Source organism: Castellaniella denitrificans, from assembly GCF_027214045.1.
In the GTDB taxonomy this organism is placed as follows: domain Bacteria; phylum Pseudomonadota; class Gammaproteobacteria; order Burkholderiales; family Burkholderiaceae_B; genus Castellaniella; species Castellaniella denitrificans_A.
In genome coordinates this window covers 132,619-148,471 of record NZ_JAPWHE010000005.1, presented here as the reverse complement: position 1 = coordinate 148,471, position 15,853 = coordinate 132,619, and the positions used below count along the sequence as shown (strand labels likewise).

At 68.9% G+C, this 15,853-nt stretch carries 16 protein-coding genes and 2 tRNA genes; 13 read left to right on the top strand and 5 right to left on the bottom strand.

What is annotated here, in order from left to right; translation table 11 throughout:
- Positions 1-2: 2 nt before the first annotated feature.
- From O4H32_RS09150 to O4H32_RS09105, 10 genes are all read left to right on the top strand, one after another.
- On the top strand, positions 3-1,811 hold the full coding sequence (locus O4H32_RS09150; RefSeq protein WP_269358459.1) for a monovalent cation:proton antiporter-2 (CPA2) family protein: 1,809 nt from the start codon (positions 3-5) through the stop codon (positions 1,809-1,811).
- Positions 1,812-1,923: 112 nt separating this feature from the next.
- Positions 1,924-1,999 (top strand) — tRNA-Val (locus tag O4H32_RS09145).
- A 51-nt stretch (positions 2,000-2,050) separates the two neighbouring features.
- Entirely contained in the window at positions 2,051-3,127 is a 1,077-nt protein-coding gene (gene mnmH / locus O4H32_RS09140; protein WP_269358457.1) for a tRNA 2-selenouridine(34) synthase MnmH, read from the top strand.
- Positions 3,128-3,170: 43 nt separating this feature from the next.
- Complete coding sequence (gene selD / locus O4H32_RS09135; RefSeq protein ID WP_269358456.1) at positions 3,171-4,226, top strand: selenide, water dikinase SelD; 1,056 nt, start codon at positions 3,171-3,173, stop codon at positions 4,224-4,226.
- Between the two features lie 25 nt (positions 4,227-4,251).
- The gene (locus tag O4H32_RS09130) at positions 4,252-5,754 is read left to right on the top strand and encodes a helicase HerA-like C-terminal domain-containing protein (RefSeq protein ID WP_269358454.1); all 1,503 of its coding nucleotides are present in this window, start codon (positions 4,252-4,254) and stop codon (positions 5,752-5,754) included.
- Between the two features lie 21 nt (positions 5,755-5,775).
- Entirely contained in the window at positions 5,776-6,372 is a 597-nt protein-coding gene (locus O4H32_RS09125) for a DNA-3-methyladenine glycosylase I (protein WP_269358453.1), read from the top strand.
- Between the two features lie 6 nt (positions 6,373-6,378).
- Entirely contained in the window at positions 6,379-6,825 is a 447-nt protein-coding gene (locus O4H32_RS09120) for a DUF3293 domain-containing protein (RefSeq protein ID WP_269358451.1), read from the top strand.
- 30 nt (positions 6,826-6,855) lie between these two features.
- Positions 6,856-8,550, top strand: coding sequence for an FMN-binding glutamate synthase family protein (locus tag O4H32_RS09115; RefSeq protein ID WP_269358449.1), 1,695 nt, complete (start codon positions 6,856-6,858; stop codon positions 8,548-8,550).
- 358 nt (positions 8,551-8,908) lie between these two features.
- Positions 8,909-8,985: transfer RNA gene (locus O4H32_RS09110), tRNA-Met, on the top strand.
- A gap of 67 nt (positions 8,986-9,052) precedes the next feature.
- On the top strand, positions 9,053-9,928 hold the full coding sequence (locus O4H32_RS09105; protein WP_269358447.1) for a DMT family transporter: 876 nt from the start codon (positions 9,053-9,055) through the stop codon (positions 9,926-9,928).
- Positions 9,929-9,960: 32 nt separating this feature from the next.
- On the opposite strand, the gene O4H32_RS09100 is transcribed toward O4H32_RS09105, so the two are convergent.
- Positions 9,961-10,524 (bottom strand): anti-virulence regulator CigR family protein, encoded by a 564-nt coding sequence (locus tag O4H32_RS09100; protein WP_269358445.1) that lies wholly within the window; start codon positions 10,522-10,524, stop codon positions 9,961-9,963.
- Between the two features lie 181 nt (positions 10,525-10,705).
- On the opposite strand from O4H32_RS09100, the gene O4H32_RS09095 reads away from it, so the two are divergent.
- From O4H32_RS09095 to O4H32_RS09085, 3 genes are all read left to right on the top strand, one after another.
- Positions 10,706-11,032: a BON domain-containing protein gene (locus tag O4H32_RS09095; protein WP_269358443.1), complete on the top strand. Its 327-nt coding sequence runs from the start codon at positions 10,706-10,708 to the stop codon at positions 11,030-11,032.
- Between the two features lie 166 nt (positions 11,033-11,198).
- Entirely contained in the window at positions 11,199-11,957 is a 759-nt protein-coding gene (locus tag O4H32_RS09090) for a hypothetical protein (RefSeq protein WP_269358441.1), read from the top strand.
- Between the two features lie 152 nt (positions 11,958-12,109).
- On the top strand, positions 12,110-13,192 hold the full coding sequence (locus O4H32_RS09085) for an ADP-ribosylglycohydrolase family protein (RefSeq protein WP_269358439.1): 1,083 nt from the start codon (positions 12,110-12,112) through the stop codon (positions 13,190-13,192).
- Between the two features lie 24 nt (positions 13,193-13,216).
- Here the strand turns inward: O4H32_RS09085 and O4H32_RS09080 are convergent, their stop codons facing one another.
- The 4 genes from O4H32_RS09080 to O4H32_RS09065 all read right to left on the bottom strand — a co-directional run bounded on the left by O4H32_RS09080 (position 13,217) and on the right by O4H32_RS09065 (position 15,832).
- Complete coding sequence (locus O4H32_RS09080; RefSeq protein ID WP_269358437.1) at positions 13,217-13,948, bottom strand: hypothetical protein; 732 nt, start codon at positions 13,946-13,948, stop codon at positions 13,217-13,219.
- Positions 13,948-14,880 (bottom strand): 2-hydroxyacid dehydrogenase, encoded by a 933-nt coding sequence (locus tag O4H32_RS09075; RefSeq protein ID WP_269358435.1) that lies wholly within the window; start codon positions 14,878-14,880, stop codon positions 13,948-13,950. Before O4H32_RS09075 ends, O4H32_RS09080 begins: the two co-directional genes overlap by 1 nt.
- Before the next feature lie 4 nt (positions 14,881-14,884).
- Positions 14,885-15,073, bottom strand: a complete 189-nt coding sequence (locus tag O4H32_RS09070; protein ID WP_269358434.1) for a hypothetical protein — start codon at positions 15,071-15,073, stop codon at positions 14,885-14,887.
- A gap of 78 nt (positions 15,074-15,151) precedes the next feature.
- A complete protein-coding gene (locus O4H32_RS09065) occupies positions 15,152-15,832 on the bottom strand; it encodes a methyltransferase family protein (RefSeq protein WP_269358432.1) in 681 nt (226 codons plus the stop codon).
- Positions 15,833-15,853 lie beyond the last annotated feature (21 nt).

The window sequence follows — 15,853 nt, the reverse complement described above, 5'->3', positions numbered from 1 at the left end:
GAATGTCCACCGAAGGGGATGCGAGCCAGTTGATCGGCATGGTCACGCTGCTGGGAGCCGCCGTCGTGGCGGTGCCGCTGTTCAAGCGCATCGGCCTGGGTTCGGTGCTGGGCTACCTGGCGGCGGGACTGGCCATCGGCCCCTACGGCCTGGGCCTGGTGGCCGACGCCCGGACGATCCTCCACGTGGCCGAGCTCGGGGTGGTGATGTTTCTCTTCATCATCGGACTGGAGATGAAGCCGTCCCACCTGTGGAACCTGCGCGGGCAGATCTTCGGGCTCGGCAGCCTGCAGGTCGCCCTGTGCGCCCTGCTGCTCACCGCGGTGGGCGTCGGATCCGGCTTTCCCTGGCAGGTGGCGTTCGTCTGCGGCGCGGGCTTCGTGCTGACCTCCACCGCCATCGTCATGCAAGTGCTCGCCGAACGCGGCGACATCCTGGCGCCGCGCGGCCAGCGCATCGTCTCCATCCTCCTGTTCGAGGATCTGCTGATCGTGCCGCTGCTGGCGGTGGTGGCCTTCCTCGCGCCGGCCGACGCCGCGCCCGCGGCTGCGGCGCCGCTCTGGCAGCGCGCCGGCACCGGCCTGCTGTCGCTGGGCGCGCTGGCGGCGGCGGGACTGTGGCTGCTCAACCCCCTGTTCCGCGTGCTGGCCAAGGCCAAGGCGCGCGAGGTGATGACGGCCGCCGCGCTGCTGGTGGTGCTGGGCGCGGCACTGCTGATGGAGCTGGGCGGCCTGTCGATGGCCATGGGGGCGTTCGTCGCCGGCGTGCTGCTCTCGGAATCGTCTTTCCGCCATCAGCTGGAGGCCGACATCGAGCCTTTTCGCGGCCTGCTGCTGGGGCTGTTCTTCCTGGGCGTGGGCATGGCGCTCGATCTGGACGTGGTGGCGCGCGACTGGCGGCTCATCGGACTGGGCGTGATCGCACTGATGCTGGCGAAAGCGCTGTGCATCTACGGGGTGGCGCGGCTCGCCGGCAGCAGCCGCGCCGACGCAATCGACCGCGCCACCCTGATGGCGCAGGGCGGGGAATTCGCGTTCGTGCTGTTCGCCGAGGCGCTCAGGCTCAAGGTCATCAGCCCCTCGATCAACGCCGACATGACGGCGATCATCGTGCTCTCGATGGCCATCACCCCGCTGGTGGTGGCGGCCCGCAAGCGCTACGCGCGCGCCGAGGCCGCGTCGCTGGACGGCGTCGAGGCCCCGCAGGACCTGCGGGGCAACGTGCTCATCATCGGCTTCGGCCGCGTGGGACAGATCGCCAGCCAGGGACCGCTGGCCCGGGGTGCCGAGCTGTCCATCATCGACAATGACCCCGACGTGGTCCGCAACGCCGCGCGCTACGGCTTCAAGGTCTACTTCGGCGACGGCGCCCGCGCCGACGTGCTGCGCGCCGCCGGCGCCCGGCATGCCCGCGTCATTCTGGTCTGCGTGGACGACCAGGCCGCCGCCACGCGCATCGTCGAGAATGCGCGGCGCGAATGCCCCCGCACCCGGCTGGTCGTGCGCGCCTTCGACCGCGAACACGCGCTGGCACTCGTGCGGCTCGACGCGGACCACGTGATCCGCGAGACCTTCGAGGCGGCGATGCTGATGGGTCGCCAGGCGGTCCTGGCCCTGGGCGCCACGGACCAGGAAGCCGACGATCTTGACGCCGAAGTGCGCGGCCGGGACACCGAACGCTTCGCCCTGGAGACGGCCGGCGGCACCTTCGCCGGACGCGCGCTGCTGCTGGGCAACATCGAACGCATCGACCCGCCGCGCCACGACCGCAAGCCGGACGTCCCTGTTCCGCCGGAGAACGGCGGGATCTGACCGGCAGGCCGGGCCGGACGTGCGCCGGTCGAGGTTTGCCGCCCCCGGCGCGCCCCGATATAATGCGCCCCTGCGCCCTGGCGAACCGCCGGGGCCGCGCGCGACGGCATCCGGGTGCTTAGCTCAGTTGGTAGAGCGGCGCCTTTACACGGCGTAGGTCGGGGGTTCGAGCCCCTCAGCACCCACCACGGATCCGGCGCATCGGGCATCCGCGCCCCGGCGGATTTACAATCCCCGCCATGAACCCCACATCGCATCATCAGGGCTCGCAGCGTTGCGGCCTGGACGCCCTCGGCCAGTTCGACGAGATCGTCGATGTGCGCACGCCGGCCGAATACGCCGACGACCACATCCCCGGCGCCCTGAACGCCCCCGTGCTCAGCAACGAGGAGCGCGTCCTGATCGGCACGATGTACGCCCAGGAATCGCCCTTCAAGGCCACGCGCCTGGGCGCCGCCCTGGTCGCGCGCCACATCGCCGAATACCTGGAGACGATCTTCGCCGACCGCCCGCGCGGCTGGCGGCCGTTGATCTACTGCTGGCGCGGCGGCAAGCGCTCGGGTTCCATGACCGCCTGGTTCAACCTGATCGGCTGGAAAGCGCGCCAGCTGGACGGCGGCTACAAGACCTGGCGCCGCCACGTGATCGACACCCTGGCCGAACGCCCAGCCGGCCTGGACTGCGTCGTGCTGACTGGACCCACGGGCTCGGGCAAGACCCGCCTGCTGCAGTCGCTGGGCGCGGCCGGCGCCCAGATCCTGGACCTGGAAGGCCTGGCGCGCCATCGCGGATCGCTGCTGGGCGCACTGCCGGACCGGCCGCAGCCCAGCCAGCGCGGCTTCGAGTCCGCCCTGCTCCAGGCCATCGAGGCCCTGGACCCGGCCCGGCCCGTCTTCGTCGAGGCCGAAAGCCGGCGCATCGGCCAGCTGAGCCTGCCCGAGACCCTGCTGCGCGCCATGCACGCGGGCCGCTGCGTGCGCGTGCGGGCCGCGCTGCCGCAACGGATCGCGTTCCTGCTGCAGGACTACGCCCACCTGTTCGAGGCGCCGGACGATTTCGGCCGCACCCTGGAACGGCTGATCGGCCTGCACAGCCGCCAGACGATCCGCGACTGGCAGGCCCTGATCGCCGCCGGCCGGCGCGCCGAACTGTTCCAGGCCCTGGTGGAGACCCATTACGACCCCGCCTACCGCCGCAGCAGCGACTCCCATTACGCCGGCCTGGACCAGGCCATGACGTTCGACTACGACCCCACCGCCGACGATGGCCACGCCCAGGCTCGCGCCCTGATTGCGCAATTGCGCGTCCCGGCCTGAAACCGCCTGCGCCGACCGAACCCCACCTTGGATTTTTCACCCCATGAACGCTCCCGACGCCCCTGTCCCCCGCCTGACCTCCCTGTCCCACGGCGGCGGCTGCGGCTGCAAGATCGCCCCGGACGTGCTGGCGCGCCTGATGCGCGACGCCCTGCCCGCCGGCCCCTTCCCCGACCTGCTGGTGGGCACGCAATCGTCCGACGACGCCGCCGTCTATCGCCTCAACGACGAGCAGGCGCTGATCGCCACGACCGACTTTTTCATGCCCATCGTCGACGACCCGCGTGATTTCGGCCGTATCGCCGCGACCAACGCCCTGTCCGACGTGTACGCCATGGGCGGGCGTCCGATCCTGGCGCTGGCACTGGTCGGCATGCCGATCAACGTTCTGCCGCACGACACCATCGCCGCCATCCTGGCCGGCGGCGCCTCGGTCTGCCAGCAGGCCGGCATCCCCATCGCGGGCGGCCACTCGATCGATTCCGTGGAGCCGATCTACGGCCTGGCCGTCATCGGCCTGGCGCACCCGGACCGCATCAAGCGCAACGACCGCGCCCGCGCGGGCGACGTCCTGATCCTGAGCAAACCGCTGGGCGTGGGCATCCTGTCGGCCGCCCTGAAAAAGGACCGGCTCGACCCCGAGGGGTACCGCGTCATGATCGATAGCGCCACCCGGCTGAACACCCCGGGCGCGCGCCTGGCCGAACTCGACGCCGTCCACGCCCTGACCGACGTGACCGGCTTCGGCCTGCTGGGCCACGCCCTGGAAATGTGCCGGGGCTCGGGTCTGCGCGCCGAGGTGTCCTATGCCGGCCTGCCCTGGCTGGCGCCCGCCCCCGACCTGGTCCGGGCAGGCATCCGCACCGGCGCGTCCGGGCGCAACTGGGACGCATGCGGCGCCGAAACCACGTTGGACGCCGCCCTGCCCGCCGAGGCCCGCGACCTGCTGACCGACCCGCAAACCTCCGGCGGCCTGCTGGTCGCCTGCGCGCCTGAAGCCGCCGACCAGGTCCTCGCCCTGCTGCGCGCCGACGGTTTCGCGCAGGCCGCCCGCATCGGACGCCTGGAAGCCGGTCCCGCCCACATTCGGGTATCCTGATTCCGTCCCCCTCCACGGAGCCCCCATGGCCGATCCCCTGATCATCGCCCGCAACGCCGACGCCCAGGCCGCCCTGCTGCCGCAACTGGCCAACCGCCATGGCTGCATCACCGGCGCCACCGGCACCGGCAAGACCGTCACGCTGCAGGTCCTGGCCGAATCGTTCTCCCGCATCGGCACACCGGTCTTCATGGCCGACGTCAAGGGCGACCTGACGGGGATTTCCCAGGCGGGGACCGCGTCGCCCAAGCTCGCCCGGCGGCTGGCCGACCTGGGACTGCCCGAACCCGTCTGGGGCGGCAGCCCGGTCACGTTCTGGGACATCTTCGGCGAGCAGGGCCATCCGGTCCGCGCCACGGTGTCCGACCTGGGGCCGCTGCTGCTGTCGCGCATGCTGGACCTGAACGACACCCAGGAAGGCGTGCTGACCCTGGCCTTCCGCGTCGCCGACGACGAGGGCCTGCTGATCCTGGACCTGAAGGATCTGCGCGCCATGCTGCAGCACGTGGCCGATCGTGCCGCCGAACTGCGCACCCGCTACGGCCAGGTCTCCGCAGCCTCCATCGGCGCGATCCAGCGCAGCCTGCTGCGCCTGGAATCCGAGGGCGCCGAAACCTTTTTCGGCGAACCCATGCTGGACGTCTTCGACTGGATGCGCGCCGACGCCCAGGGACGCGGCATGGTCAACATCCTCGCCGCCGACCGGCTGATGCAGTCCCCGCGCCTCTACGCCGTCTTCCTGTTGTGGATGCTGGCCGACCTGTACGAGCGCCTCCCCGAAGTCGGCGACCTTGAAAAACCCAAGCTGGTGTTCTTCTTCGACGAGGCCCACCTGCTGTTCAAGGACGCACCCGCCGCCCTGCTGGAAAAGATCGAGCAGGTCGTGCGCCTGATCCGCTCCAAGGGCGTGGGCGTATATTTCGTCACCCAGAACCCCGCCGACATTCCCGACACCGTGCTGGGCCAGCTCGGCCACCGCGTGCAACATGCCCTGCGCGCCTACACCCCGCGCGACCGGAAGGCCGTCAAGACCGCCGCGCAGACCATGCGGCCCAATCCCGGACTGGACATCGAGGCCGCCATCACCGAGCTGGCCGTGGGCGAGGCCCTGGTGTCCCTGCTGGACCCCAAGGGCCAGCCCACGCCCACGCAGCGCGTCTGGATGGCCGCGCCCGGCAGCCGCATCGGGCCGGCCACGGCGGCGGAACGCCAGGCCATCCAGGCGGCTTCCATGCTGGCCGGAAAATACGACCAGGCCCTGGACCGCGAATCCGCCTACGAGATCCTGCTGCGGCGCGCCCAGCCGGGGAGCGCCGCACCCTCGGACGGGACAGGCGCCGAGGCGTCCGCCCCCCAGGACAAAGGCATCGCCGGCGTCCTGGGCGATTTTCTGTTCGGGTCCACCGGGCCGCGCGGCGGCCGTCGCGACGGGGTCGTGCAATCGGTCGCCAAGAGCATGGTGCGCAACGCCGCCAACCAGTTGGTGCGCGGCCTGCTGGGCTCCCTGGTCGGCGGCCGGCGCCGCTGAACCCGCGCAGACGGGACACCCATGACGACCCGGATGCCCGCTCCCGCGGTTCCCATCGAGACAGGCCTCGTCCGCTGCCGCTGGTGCACCGATGACCCGCTGTACGTGCGCTACCATGACACCGAATGGGGTGTGCCCTCGCGCGATCCCCGGCATCTGTTTGAAATGCTCATCCTGGAAGGCTTCCAGGCGGGCCTGTCCTGGCTCACCATCCTGCGCCGGCGCGAGGCCCTGCGCGCCGCCCTGCTGGACTTCGATCCACTGGCCCTGGCGCGCACCGACGAGGCCTGGGTCCAGGACCGCATGCAAGACGCCACCATCATCCGCAACCGGCTGAAACTGCGCGCCGCCGGCGCCAACGCCCGGGCCTGGCTGGCGCTGCCCGATCCAGTCGGCCTGGTCTGGTCCGTGGTCGGCGGCCAGCCCGTCGTGCACCACTATGCCGTTCAGGAAGACGCGCCCGTGGCCGGCCCCGAGGCCGAGGCGCTGAGCCGCCTGCTGAAGCGCCACGGCTTCACCTTTGTCGGCCCGACCATCTGCCAGTCCTATCTGCAGGCCATCGGTTGCCTGATGGATCACACCACGGACTGCCACCGCCATCGGGCACTGGCGGGCTGAACCGCCATGACGACCGGCGGCCATCCCCTGGAAGCGGCCTACCGGGCCGCGCACTACCGCATCGACACCGAACCGCCGCTGGTCCTGCGCATCGGCGAGGCGCACCCGGCGCTGCGCGTCTTGTTTCCCCAGGGCGGCATCTTCCTGACCGCTTGCAACCCGCGCAGCCGCCGCCTGCGCCCCGCCGCCAATGACCGCCGTCTGCGCGCGCTGCGGCGGTCGGTCGCACGGCAGGGCCTCGCCTGGCTGCCGGGGCGAGGCCTGGATCCCCGGGGTCTGTGGCCCGACGAGCCCGGCCTGTGGATCCCGGGGCTGCCGCTGGATGAAGGGCTGCGCCTGGCGCGCCGCTTCGGGCAGAACGCCCTGGTCCGGTGCGGGCCGGACGCGGTGGCGCAACTGGCCTGGATCTCCTGGACCGGCCGGCCCGCCGACCGCGCGCATCTGCTAAGGTAAGCGGGTCGCCGATTCCACGGAAACCCGTTCATGCATCAACTGTTCACCCGCCACACCGCCTTTCACACCGTCATCGCGCTGACCGCGCTGTGCGCCCTGTTGGCCTTGTCCTTCAGCGCCGCCTGGTGGCTGCCCTGCCTGCTGTTCCTGGGCCTGAGCCTGCTGGGCGTCTACGATCTGCGCCAGACCCGGCACGCCATCCGCCGCAACTACCCGGTGATCGGCAACCTGCGCTTCCTGTTCGAATTCATCCGTCCGGAAGTCCGACAGTATTTTTTCGAGGACGACACGCTCAAACTGCCGTTTTCCCGCGTGGACCGGTCCCTGGTGTACCAGCGCGCCAAGCGGCAGATGGACCAGCGACCCTTCGGCACCCAGGGCGACGTCTACGGCAACGACTACGAATGGATCAACCACGCCATGGTGCCGACCCATGTGGCCGACAGCGATTTCCGCACCACGGTCGGCGGCCCGGACTGTACCCGGCCCGTGGACCTGTCGGTCTTCAACATCTCCGCCATGAGCTTCGGCGCGCTGTCGGCCAACGCCGTCATGGCCCTGAACAAGGGGGCGGCGATCGGTCATTTCGCCCATGACACCGGCGAAGGCGGTGTCAGCCGCTACCACCTGGAACACGGCGGAGACCTGATCTGGAACATCGGCTCGGGCTACTTCGGCTGCCGCAATCCGGACGGCAGTTTTTCGGAAGAGCGCTTCACGGACATGGCGCGGCGGGACAACATCCGCATGATCGAACTCAAGCTGTCCCAAGGGGCCAAGCCGGGCCATGGCGGCATCCTGCCGGCGCCCAAGGTCACGCCGGAAATCGCCGCCGCGCGCGGCGTGCCGGTCGGCCAGGACTGCGTGTCCCCGTCCAGCCACAGCGCCTTCGGCACGCCCGTCGAGATGATGCGGTTCATCGCCCGCCTGCGCGAACTGTCCGGCGGCAAGCCGGTCGGCTTCAAGCTGTGCATCGGCCACCCCTGGGAATGGTTCGCCATCGCCAAGGCCATGATCGCCACCGGCATCACGCCCGATTTCATCGTGGTCGATGGCGCCGAGGGCGGCACCGGCGCCGCGCCCATCGAATTCGTCGATCACGTCGGGACGCCCCTGCGCGAAGGCCTGCGTCTGGTTCACAACACGCTGGTGGGCATCGGCCTGCGCGAACAGATCCGGCTGGGCGCCTCGGGCAAGGTCATCAGCGCCTTCGACATGGCGCGCCTGATGGCACTGGGCGCGGACTGGTGCAACAGTGCCCGGGCCTACATGTTCGCCATCGGCTGCATCCAGGCCCAGACCTGCCACACCGGCCGTTGCCCCACGGGGGTCACCACGCAGGATCCCAAGCGCCAGCAAGCCCTGGTGGTGGCCGACAAGTCCGTACGCGTCGCCAACTACCACGCCAACACTCTCAAGGCCTTGGGCGAACTGCTGGGCGCGGCCGGCCTGACCCACCCCAACCAGCTCCGGCCGCATCACATCGCCCGACGCATCGCCAACGGCGAAGTCCGCGTCCTGTCCGCGCTGTTCCCCGACCTGGAAAAGGGCGAACTGCTGGAAGGCCGGTTCCGCAACACGATCTTCCGCACCGCCTGGCCCATGGCGCAGGCGGAATCCTTCGAGCCCCTGTACAGCCTGAGCGCGGCCCTGTCCGGGCACGCCGACACCGCCGTCGCACCGGACCAGGATCCGACCGAGCAACCCGGGGAGGCCACGGCATGAAACGGGCCGCGAACCGGCCTGGCCTATTTCCTAGGGAATTCACCTATGGTCTGGATTCCCGCGCGATCTATACTGGAATCACTACCTGACGGTAGTCCATCACGCCTCAGGGCGTTGACTTTGCACCGCTCCCATGCGGTGCTGCTGCCCACAGCGGCAGCAAGGCCCCGCCAAAAGGCGGGGCCTTCGCATTTCTGGCTCATCGTGATCATCGTCCCTGCCCGCTTCGATGGTCTGGCCCTTCCCATTGAAGCGGACATTTCTACTTTGCACAGACCGGACATGCTCACGTTGCACCAACACAAAGATTCCGGGCGACTTGCGCACCAAAAATTCCGCCCCTATAATGGCGTGCTTTGGCGCATTAGCTCAGCCGGTTAGAGCGACGGAATCATAATCCGCAGGTCCCCTGTTCGAATCAGGGATGCGCCACCAAAAATACCAAGGGCCTAGCGATCACTCGCTAGGCCTTTTCCATTGCATTCGGCCCCACCAGCGTTCCATGAGCACCGCGGCATCACCTCAAAGCGGCATCCGGGCCGGCATCGGCTGCATTCTGGCCGGCATATTCAGCCTGACCCTCAGCGATGGCCTGGCCAAGTGGCTGGGCGCTTCCTATCCCCCCATCCAGATTCTTTTCCTGCGCGCGCTCATCGCCCTCCCCCTGGTCACCGCGCTGGTGCTGTTTCTGGGCGGACACAGGGCGCTGCGCACCCGGCACCTGGGCGTGCATCTGCTGCGCGGCGCCCTGAACGTGGCCGCCGCTTTCTGCTTTTATCTGGGCCTGACGATGCTTCCGCTGGCCGAGAACACCGCCGTGGCGTTCTGCGCGCCGCTGTTCGTGACCGCCATTTCCGTCGTATTCCTCGGAGAAAAGGTCTCGAAAGGCGGATGGATGGCCATATGCGCCGGATTGGCCGGCGTCATGGTCATCGTCCGGCCCAGCCCCGGCAACATCCAGTGGGCCGCCCTACTGCCGCTGGCGACCGCGCTCGGCTACGCCATCATGATGGTCAGCGCAAAACGCATCGGGGCACGCGAAAGCATGATCACGACGATGTTCTACATCGTCTTCGGGCAGTTGGTGTTCGCCAGCCTGCCGCTGGCCTTCGTCTGGAAACCGATCGATTGGGCACACCTGCCCGGCTTCATCGGAATCGCCCTCTGCAGCACGGCGGGACTGGGACTGATCACCCAGGCGTTCCGTATCGCGCCCGCGTCGGCCGTGGCCCCGTTCGATTATTTCGGCCTGATCTCGGCGGGGCTGCTCGGCTGGTTTTTCTGGAATGAAATCCCCGATGGCTGGTTCTACGCCGGCGCGCTGATGATCGCCGCCAGCGGCATCTACGTGGCCTTGTCCAACGGACGCCGGAAATAAAGGCGCGTCATGGCGCGCCCCGCGCGCGTTGCTCAATCGAACACGTCGTACAACACGTCCGCCACCACGGCGGTCGCGACCGAGATCAGGATCAGGTCGGCGCCCGCCACGCGCCATTCGTAGCCATCGTACCGGGGGAGCCGGCCCAGCAGCGGGCCTGGCACCATTTTCTTGGCGATGCCCGGCGGCAGCGGCTTGCCTCTCGCCAGGTTCTTGCGGATCCCCGGCGGCAGCGCCTCATATCCCCCGAGGCCTGCATCGAGCGCATAACGCCGGGCCAGCGCCGCGGTGATTCCCGCATAGACGAGCCCGGCATACGCATCGCCATCGCGCAGCCGGCCCTGATCATCCCTGCGGTCATCGAAGTATTCACGATGCCGGCCATGCGAGTCGTCGTCCATCGGCCGGCGCGATCCGCCGGCATTGCCCTGGCCGGCATTGCCTTTGCCGGGATTGGCCCCCTTGCCGGATCCGCCGCCATTGCCATGAGGCCCGCCGTGCCCTTGTCCCCGGCCTTCCGGGGGCGCCGCCCGGACGCCAAGCGCCCAGACACTGCCCGCAACCATCGCAGTGAACAAAATCGTCCGTCGTTTCATCCCGGGATCCTTTCATGTGCATGGACCGCTCCAGCATAGAACATCTCATGACGGGCATGCCGCCACCTTGTATCCACTTGAAATATCGAAAACACCCGAACACCTGTCCGCGCCCGCCCCGTGTTAATGTGATTTCGCATCCCACGCTCACCCATCCGACCTTTCCACAAGGACGCACATCATGCAATCGAATGTCACTCGCATCATCGCCATCGCCGTGATGGCCGGCGCGGCCACCGTCATGATCTCGGGCTGCTCCGTGGCCCGGAAACAGGAAACCGTCGGCCAGTACATCGACGGCTCGGCCGTCACGGCGGAGGTCAAGGCCAAGCTGGCCAACGATCCCGACACCTCGGCTGCCAACATCAGCGTCAAGACGATCGACGGCGGCATCGTGCAACTGTCGGGTTTCGCCAAGTCCCAGCACGAGAAGGACCGCGCGGGCGCGCTGGCCCGATCGGTCAAGGGCGTCACCCAGGTGCACAACGGTCTCATCGTCAAACCATGAGACAATGCGGGCGCCATGACCGATGCCCGCATGGTGTCCTGTCTGGCTGATACCGATCTTTACCTTCGGCGTTTGGCCTCGCCATGCCGCGTGGCGAGTCCTCGCGACAGCACCGCGATCGCTGCGGTTTGCGCCTTGCCTGACAAGCCCATCCATCCGAATTTAAATGACCAGACCAACCAGACAGGACACGGACCTCGACGACCCGTTGGCCGCGCTGGCCCCGCCCGGGGTCCAGGCTCAGGCCGCCGACCTGGCCCGGGACGCTTTCACCCGCGCCTTTCGTCACGCGGCGGCGGAATCGTCCCCGTTCCCGCTGGACACGCTGCGCGCGCAGTGCCTGGACTGGACCCGGTCCGACCCGGACACCGAAGCGCGCGCCCTGCGGATGGCGCTGCTGCTGGCTGGACTGGACCAATGGGGCCTGGCCTTCAGTCAGGCTTTCGGCATTCAGGCGATCCCCCCGCTGACCGCGCTGATCGGGGCCCTGCGCACCGGCCTGGACCCTGCGGGCGAAGCCCGCTTTCAACAGCAATTCGAAAGACTGAACGCCGTCGAAACCGCCGCCATCGACTTCAAGATCGCGCTGCGCCGCCAGATCCACCTGGCCCTGTGGCACGCCATGGGGGCGGGCGAAAGCCTGGAATCGGTCGAACCCGTCATCCAGACGTTGGGCAGCCAGTTGCTGGCCCTGGATAAAGGCATGCCGGAACTGGGCTGGCGCCTGGTCGCCGATACGCTGGCCCACATCCAGATCCGCCTGCTGGAAGACCCCGGCGTCAATGAGCAGGCCCAATCCGGCACACAATGTCTGTTCGCCTCGCTGCGCCAGGCATGGCCGAAAGAACGCCACGACCGCATCATGGCGCAGGCCACCCGGGCCGTGCTGGCCTGGCAACAGGCCAGGCACGCTCCGGCGGACTGACCGGCCTGCGCAGCCACACCAGGGCGACGCCCTGCTGCTTTTTTGGCGTATGCTGACCAGGCGATGCACCTGGCCGAGCGCAGCGGTCGCAACCGGGTGCACGCCCATGGCGGTCCCTCCGCCTGGACATCGGACACGACAGAGGATCCGGCATGGCACCCACCCTTGAACAACGCGCCCAAGGCGCCCTGATCGGCGCCTATGTCGGCGACGCCCTGGCCCTGGGACCACACTGGTACTACGACCTGGACGCCCTGCGGCGCGACTACGGCGACTGGATCGACGGCTACACGGATCCCCGCCCCGACCGTTATCACGCGGGTCTGCGGGCCGGCCAGTCAGGCCAGGCCGGCTTCATCCTGGACCTGCTGACCGGATCGCTGGACGCCTGCGGCGGATACGACGAGCCGGACTTCTGCCGCCGGCTGGACGAGGACTTGTTCCCCCTGCTGGACGGCACGCCCCTGAACGGGCCGGGCGGCTACACCAGCCAGTCGATCCGCGAGGCCTGGCGCCTGCGCGTGGGCCAGGGCCTGCCCTGGGGACAGGTGGCCGGCCTGGCCGACACCACAGAAGCCGCCGAGCGCATCCTGGCCCTGGCCGTGCGCTACGCCCGCCGCCCGGCCGACCTGGCGCGCCACTGCGCGACGAATGCGGCGCTGACCCAATACGACACCACGGTCCTGGCGATGACCGTGGCCTACGGCTGCGTGCTGGGCAGCCTGGTCCGCGGCGAGCCGCTGGACGCGGCCACATCCGACAGGCTGATGACTCTGGTGCGTGACGGTTCCCTGCCCTTCCACAGTGTCACATCGACCGGGGAAAACACGCCGCCGCCAGGCCCCGAGTCGCCGCGCACCGCCGGCCAGTTTCCTTCGCCGGACGCGCTGCTGACGGTGTCCGGCGTCGTGCGCGCCGCCCAGGATCCGGACATCCGGGTCGAACCGGCCTGGAAGGCCTCGCTGGTGTATGGCATGCCCTGTGCGGTCTACCACCAATTTCCCGCCGCCTACTATCTGGCCGGCCGCTTCCAGGATGATTTCGAGTCGGCCGTCCTGCACGCCGTCAACGGCGGAGGCCAGAACCAGGCCCGTGCGATGCTGACCGGGGCCCTGTGCGGCGCCATCGGCGGCATTCAGGCAATTCCGGCCCGTTTCATCGAACCGCTGGAATACGGCGCGCTGCGCCTGGAAAGCACCGGCAGACTGGCTCGCCAGGCCGCCACGGCAGCCTGAGACAGGCCTGGCGATCCGGCGGCGTCAACGCACCGGCAGGAAATTGAAGAACAGCAGGCCCTGCACGTAGTTGATGCCGATACGCCGCAAGCTCTCGTCCTGCAACGAGGCCTCCAGGTCCAGACGAGCGATGATCCGGCCGAACTCGCGTTCGAAACTCAGGTTGGCCACGCCGTCGCCCAGTTCATTGGACAGCAGCAGCGGACGCCCCTGGGCGTCACGCCGGCTGGACAGCATCCAGGCCGCCGTCTCGACGTTGCGGGCGGCGTTGAAGACGTGCCGCGCCTGGACGGAATCGCCGACATGGAAACGGGTCAGTCCGCCATGCGCGGCGATGATCATGCTGGACAGGCCCAGGACAAAGGCCGCGACCCGGTCCCCGGGGTAGCGCGGATCCATGGCGACAGACAGCACCTCGATGTCCCGCAAGCCGTCCAGTTCCTTCGGCACTTCGCCCCGGCGGATACGCGCGCGGCCCTGCTCCAGGGCGGTCTTCAGGTCCGTGAATCCGGCCTTGCGCCATTCTCCGGGATTGCGCCGGTACAGCTTTTCCAGCAACCGGTCCAGGCTGTCCAGATTGTCACGCATCGCCAGGGACTGCAGCCGGTTGATGTCGCTCTGGGCGAACTGGTCGGCTGACATGGACTCGCCGTGCAGCCCCGGGTCGGACGGCGCCGCGCAACCGGCCAGCGCCAGCAGGCCGGCCAGCCACCATGCGCGCCAGCGGACGGATTTCCGGAGGCGCGTGCCGGGCATCAGTACTGCCGGTCCCGGTCCACGATGCCGGAGATCGCCTCGCCCCGGTCCAGGGCACGGATCTTGCCGGCGATCTGGCGTACCGTCCGATCCATCAGGCTGGCGCCCGCGATGTGGGGCGTGATGCGGATGCGCGGATCGGCCCAGAAAGGATGGCCGGGCGGCAAAGGTTCGCGTTCGAAGACATCCAGGGCCGCTGCCCGCAATCGGCCGTCGTCCAGGGCCGCCAGCAGGTCGGCTTCGACCAGATGCCCGCCCCGGGCGATGTTGATCACCAGGGCATCGGGTCGCAACTGGTCGAAAGTGCGGCCGCACAGGATGCCCCGTGTGGCGTCGGTCAGCGGCAATGCGTTCACCAGCACGCGCGTGCGCGCCAGGAACGCGGCCAGGCCCGCCTCGCCGCCGAAGGACTCGACCCCCGGCACGGCGCGGCCGCTGCGCGACCAGACCGCCGTCGGGTATTCCAGCGCGGCGCAGGCCTGGGCGACCCGAGCGCCCATCGCCCCGGCGCCCAGGACACCGACGGTCCAGGCGTCGCGATCGATATCGTCTAGGGGCTGCCAGAGCCCTCCGGCCTGCTGGCGTTCGTAGCGTCCGAAATCGCGCGATTCGCGCAGCAGATGGTAGAGCGTGTATTCCGCCATCTGCACCGCCATGCCGCCGTCTTCGAGACGCACCAGGGGAAGGCCGGGCGGCAGACCCGGAAGGCGCAGCAGGGCGTCGACTCCGGCGCCCAGATTGAACAGGGCGCGCAGCCGGGGTTCGCGGGCGAACAGGTCGATCGGCGGCGCCCACACCACGGCGAAATCGGCCTGGCCATCGGAATGCTCATCGCCCCACAGACGCACCCGGGCTTCGGGCAAGGCGTCGCGCAGCGCCGCCACCCAGGCCTGGGGATCGGGTTCCAGTTCCGAGGCGAAAACGATGTCCATGGCGTCAATGCTCCAGGGCGTAGTCCGGCGCCGCCGATTCAGGCGCGGGGCTGCAGGGACCGAAAGAGCGGTTCGGGGTCGGCGCACGGGGATTCCAGCGATGGATGCGCACGCAGCCCCGGGGGCTGACGCAGGGAACGCCGTGGGTGCCGATAGGGTAGAACGGGAACTGCATCGACCAGGCTCCAGGCATGAAAAACTGCCTGGCACTGTATCACAGGGGCATGCGGCGCCGATGCGCGGAATCAGAAAGGATCCGGCCGCAGGATGCTCAATACAGCCACAGCCGGACGTGGAACCAGCCCGCGTTCTGTGCGGCCTCGATGGCCTCGAACACGGGGATCGACAGGAAATACGGCAGCGCGTCACGCACCGTGTTCCAGACGCCCTGCAGGTCGACCGTGACGTGCCGCGGCGAATTCCAGGCGGATGGACGAGGCAGGAACCGGGGCACGCGCACGCAATAGTCATCGAACGGCGCGCCGAAGCATGCGCGCAGCATCCGCTCTTCTTCGCTCACGATCCAGCGGAACACCGCCCAGGCCGCCAGGGCCAGCACCAGCCCGACCGTCAGGCTGCCGGTCTGCAGGCCGATGCCCAGGACGGCCACAATGGAAAAGAAATACAAGGGATTGCGACAGACCGCATAGGGGCCTTCGGCCACCAGATCGGCACCCTTGCGCCCGCCCAGGTACAGCATGCAGGCGCAACGCCCCAGCAAAGCCAGCACCATCAGGACCAGGCCCAACCATTCCAGGCCCTGATTGACCCATCCGGCCTCCGGCCAGGCGGAGCCGACCCAGGGCAACGTCAGCACCGCCAGCGTGCCCAACACGCCCAAGGCGCGGCGACGCAGCACCTGGGCATGCGCGAGGCGTTCCCAGATGGAATCGAGATTGGTTTTGGAATGGGCCGCGGACGCGCCCGGAGGAGAAGAGGCGGTCGAAGGCATGACGGCTCCTGATCAAACGAC